Raw genomic sequence first — 4,517 nt, 5'->3', positions numbered from 1 at the left:
CCTCAGCGATGAGCTGAGTGGCGAAGAGCCAATACACCTCGTCCCATGCGCTGGCGACCTCCGGGGTGACGGCCTCCCCGAGCACCTCGCCGACGGCAGCGAGCAGGTGGTGTCCGACGATGGTGTACTGCTCCGGTCGGATCCCGAGAGAGATGTGCTTGAAGGCGATTCGTCGCATCACATGATCGAAGGGTGGCGCGCCGGGGTCGATGAGGTGCACGGCGTACGCCACCACTGAGGCGGCGAGGGCCTTGCTCTGCTCGCCCGTCGCCTGATTACCCATGTTGAACACCCGAAGCAGCTCAGGGTGGGCGGCGAACATGCGGGGGTAGAAGCGGGCGGTGATCTGTTCGGCGTGCTCCGCCACAGTCGACGCCGTGGCTCTCACGACGGCGCCGGACTCCGGGGAAAGGAGGGACGTAGGTGAGTCGGTTGCACTTGTGCTCACGGGAGAACCCCCAACCAGCATGCGGATCACTTGCCTCAACAACCGTACTCGCAGTCCTCCGCCTGGGCTCAGACGGAACCGGCTGTCAGGACGACGCCCCGAGTCGATGTCCACCACGCCGTGATCAGCAATCCGTACGTCGTCGATGCGCCACACAGGCATCCTCCATGAGACAACCTGTGATCTGGGTCGCTGTGGCCCTGTTGCTGGTCGGCGGACCCGCGGCAGGCCGAGACCGCGCGCCACTCGGGAGCCCGACAAGCCGGAGGCGACTCGGGCGGCGGCGTCCACCATCGGACGGCACGCGACGTGATCCCCAGCCGTGCGACGCAGGCGGCGCCTTGACGTAACCGCAGGTCAGAGACGGGCCGGTACCGGGGCCGCCTTCAGGACGGGTACCGTCGAACTGTGGTTCGACTCTGGCTGACGCGGCGCTGGCTGCTCTGGACCCTCGTCGCGGTCCTCTTCGGGCTCGCTTGCTTCTACCTCGGCCGGTGGCAGTGGGGCCGCCACGTCGAGCAGCGCACCAAGGTCGAGGCCATCGCCCACAACTACGGCGCCGCACCCGTCCCCTTCTCGCCCGCCCTCGTCGAGCGCGCCATCCCTGCCGAGCGGCAGTGGACGCGAGTCTCCCTGACGGGGACGTATGCCGGCACCGACCTGCTTGTGCGCAACCGCACGCTCGACCAGACGGTCGGTTTCGAGGTGCTGACGCCGATGCAGGCCGACGGCCTGACGCTCCTGGTCGACCGCGGCTGGGTGCCGAACGCCGCCGATGCCGAGACGAGCCCGCCGGTCGACCCGGCGCCCTCGGGGCCGGTGCAGGTCACCGGCTGGCTGCGCACAGGCGAGGTGGACCTCCACCGTGACGTGCCGCCCCCGCAGCTCACGAGCATCAGCATCGACGACGCGCGGACTCAGGTTCCCTCGTTGAGCAAGGTGGACGCCTACGTCGTGCTCGGCGGCGAGCAGCCGGCGGCCCTCCGGGGAAACCACCCGCCGACCCTGCTGCCCAGGCCCGAGGAGGACCTGGGGCCGCACCAGGCGTATGCGTACCAGTGGTGGCTGTTCATGCCCGGTGGTCTCGTCTTCATCTTCTTCGCGATCCGGCGGGATGCGGCCGCACGCCAGGCGGAGGCAGCCGGGCCGGAGGGCGCCGCGATCGCGGTGAAGAAGGTCCGGATCTGGGACGAGGAGGACGCCTGAGTCGCGTCCTCCGCACGCGGAGGCCGCAAGGGTGAGAAGGTCGAGCTCGCTGTCACGACGCCGTGGCGACCCGGCGCCGGATGCCGCGCCGCCACCCCACGAAGGAGCCCTCTGCCATGGACATGCGCCTGGAACTCGTCCCGCTTCCCACCACTGACGTCGACCGGAGCAAGACGTTCTATGCCGAGGGCATGGGTTTCGTCGTCGACCACGACGTCGAGCCGGGCAACGGCATGCGTGTCGTGCAGCTGACGCCTCCGGGATCGAGCTGCTCGATCGTCATCGGGGTCGGCATGAGCGCGCCCGATGCCCCCCGCGTGCAGAACCTGCACCTCGTGGTCGACGACATCGAGCAGGCTCGGGAGATGCTGTCGCGCGCCGGTGTCGACGTGTCCCCCGTCCAGGACATGGGCGGCGTCAAGTACGCGCACCTGAGCGACCCGGACGGCAACACCTGGGCGCTCCAGCAGCTCGCCCGCTGACGGACGTCCCATCCACTCGGGCGGCCACACGCCCGCAGGTCATCGGCACACTCCCCGCGCAGCAGCACACGGCATACGGTGTGTGCACGACCTTGAGGTGTGCGTCTGGCCCCCAGCCGCTGTGGTGGGCCGAGTCGACTCAGACGCGTCCGAGCAGCTCGGTGGCCTCCGCCGTCGGCTCGGTCGGGTCCGTCGAGGCGGCGCCGGTGCTGTCGGCGCCCACGCCCTGGCGCTCGGCGCGCTCCACGGACTGGTCGTCGAACTGGGTCGCGTGCAGGTCGGCGTAGAGGCCGCCCCGGGCGAGCAGCTCCGAGTGCCGTCCCGTCTCGACGACGCGGCCGTGGTCGAGCACGACGATGAGGTCGGCCTGACGGATGGTCGAGAGGCGGTGGGCGATGACGATCGAGGTGCGACCCTCGAGGGCGGCGTCCAGCGCCCGCTGGACGGCGACCTCGGACTCGGAGTCGAGGTGCGCGGTCGCCTCGTCGAGCACGACGACGTCGGGCGCCTTGAGGAGCAGGCGGGCGATGGCGAGCCGCTGCTTCTCGCCACCGCTGAGCCGGTGGCCGCGATCGCCGACGACGGTGTCGAGACCCTCGGGCAGCTCGTCGACGAGCGCGCTGATCTGGGCCGCCCGCAGGGCCGCGTGGATCTCCTCGTCCGTGGCGTCCGGTCGGGCGTAGAGCAGGTTGGCGCGGATCGTGTCGTGGAACAGGTGCGCCTCCTGCGTGACGACACCGACGCGGTCGCGCAGCGACGTCATCGTCACGTCACGCAGGTCGACACCACCGATGCGCACGGCGCCCTCGCTCGGGTCGTAGAGCCGGGACACGAGGGAGGTCAGCGTCGTCTTGCCGGCGCCCGAGGGCCCGACGAGAGCGATGAGGTGACCGGCGGGCGCCGCAACGGTGATGTCGTGGAGCACGACCCCGCTGCCGCGCCGGTCACCCGAGGCGACCGACTCGAGCGAGGCGAGCGAGACCTCGTCGGCCGACGGGTAGCGGAACGCCACGTGGTCGAGCTCGACGCCGAGCGGACCGCGGGGCAGGGCGACGGCGTCAGGGCTCTCCTTGACGAGCGGCTCGAGGTCGAGCACCTCGAAGACGCGCTCGAAGGAGATGAGCGCAGTCATGATGTCGACGCGCACGTTGGACAGCGACGTCAGCGGGCCGTAGAGACGGGCCAGCAGGGCGGCGAGCGCCAGGAGCGTGCCGACCGAGAGCGTGCCGTTGACGRCCATGACGCCGCCGAAGCCGTAGACCATCGCCGTCGCGAGCGCCGCGACGAGCGAGAGGGCGGCCATGAACATCGTGCGGTTGAGCGCGATCTGGATGCCGATGTCGCGGACGCGTCCGGCGCGCTCGGCATACTCGGCCTCCTCACGTGAGGGCGTGCCGAAGAGCTTGACGAGCAGCGCACCGGCGACGTTGAAGCGCTCGGTCATCCGGGTGCCCATGTCGGCGTTGAGCGTCATCTGCCGGTGTGCGAGGCTCGCGAGGCGCCGGCCCATGAGCTTGGCCGGGATGAGGAACAGCGGGACGAGCAGGAGCGAGCCGAGGGTCAGCTGCCACGACAGCGCCAGCATCGCCCCCACGACGAGGACGACCGACACGACGTTGGAGACGACGTTGGACAGCACCGAGGTGAAGGCCTGCTGGGCACCGACGACGTCGTTGTTGAGCCGTGACACGAGAGAGCCGGTCTGGGCGCGCGTGAAGAAGGCGATGGGCTGGCGCAGCACGTGGCCGAAGACCTGAGTGCGCAGGTCGTTGATGAGGCCCTCACCGATGCGGGAGGAGTACCACCGCGAGACCACCGTCAGGATGGCGTCGGTGATGGCGATCACCGCGACGACGAGGGAGAGCTTGATGACGACGGAGGAGTCCTTGGGGATCACGCCGTCGTCGACGAGGCTCTTGAGCAGGAGCGGCACCGTGACGACCAGCACCGAGTCGAGAACCACGACGACGAGGAAGGTGATGATCGACGAACGGTAGGGCGCGGCATACGTCAGGACGCGGCGACGGGTGCCCGGTGAGAGGCTCCGCTCCGCCACCGACGAGTCACGCGACATCGATCGCATCGCCATCCACGGTTGCATGCCCACAGCACCGACCTCCTTCAGTCCCTTCATCCAACCGCGGAGCACCGACGGCGATTCCCTCGCCCCGTGATCAGCCGCCGAGCATGGTCCGGAGCAGGCCGGTCTGGGCCTCGCGCTCACGGGCGAGCTGTCCGTCGCGGTCACCCGCGATCGCCCCACGCAGCAGCGGCTTGAGCGCACGCAGGGCAGGCTCCGGCGCGGCCAGCAGCGCCTCGACGAGTGAGCCCGTCGCCTCCTCGAGGTCGGCTGCCGGCGCGAGCGAGCCGACGAGCCCGAT

General features: G+C 70.0%; 4 protein-coding genes and 1 pseudogene. 2 read left to right on the top strand and 3 right to left on the bottom strand.

Annotation, left to right across the window (positions count from 1 at the left end):
* Window positions 1-388, bottom strand: a 388-nt coding sequence (locus tag AC1DP0_RS18490) for a globin domain-containing protein (RefSeq protein WP_478087278.1), incomplete at its 3' end; no start/stop codon positions are given.
* Between the two features lie 468 nt (window positions 389-856).
* On the opposite strand from AC1DP0_RS18490, the gene AC1DP0_RS18485 reads away from it, so the two are divergent.
* Window positions 857-1,654 (top strand): SURF1 family cytochrome oxidase biogenesis protein, encoded by a 798-nt coding sequence (locus AC1DP0_RS18485; protein WP_478087276.1) that lies wholly within the window; start codon window positions 857-859, stop codon window positions 1,652-1,654.
* 116 nt (window positions 1,655-1,770) lie between these two features.
* Entirely contained in the window at window positions 1,771-2,136 is a 366-nt protein-coding gene (locus AC1DP0_RS18480; protein WP_478087273.1) for a VOC family protein, read from the top strand.
* A 139-nt stretch (window positions 2,137-2,275) separates the two neighbouring features.
* Here AC1DP0_RS18480 and AC1DP0_RS18475 read toward each other — a convergent pair whose 3' ends face one another.
* Both AC1DP0_RS18475 and AC1DP0_RS18470 read right to left on the bottom strand, forming a co-directional pair.
* Window positions 2,276-4,270, bottom strand: a complete 1,995-nt coding sequence (locus AC1DP0_RS18475) for an ABC transporter ATP-binding protein (protein ID WP_478087271.1) — start codon at window positions 4,268-4,270, stop codon at window positions 2,276-2,278.
* A gap of 40 nt (window positions 4,271-4,310) precedes the next feature.
* A pseudogene (locus AC1DP0_RS18470) lies at window positions 4,311-4,517 on the bottom strand (enoyl-CoA hydratase/isomerase family protein); the annotation flags it as partial.

Source organism: Terrabacter sp. P5_B1 (assembly GCF_056400505.1).
The sequence above is the reverse complement of the archived record's forward strand: the minus strand, read 5'-3'. Positions and strand labels throughout refer to the sequence as shown.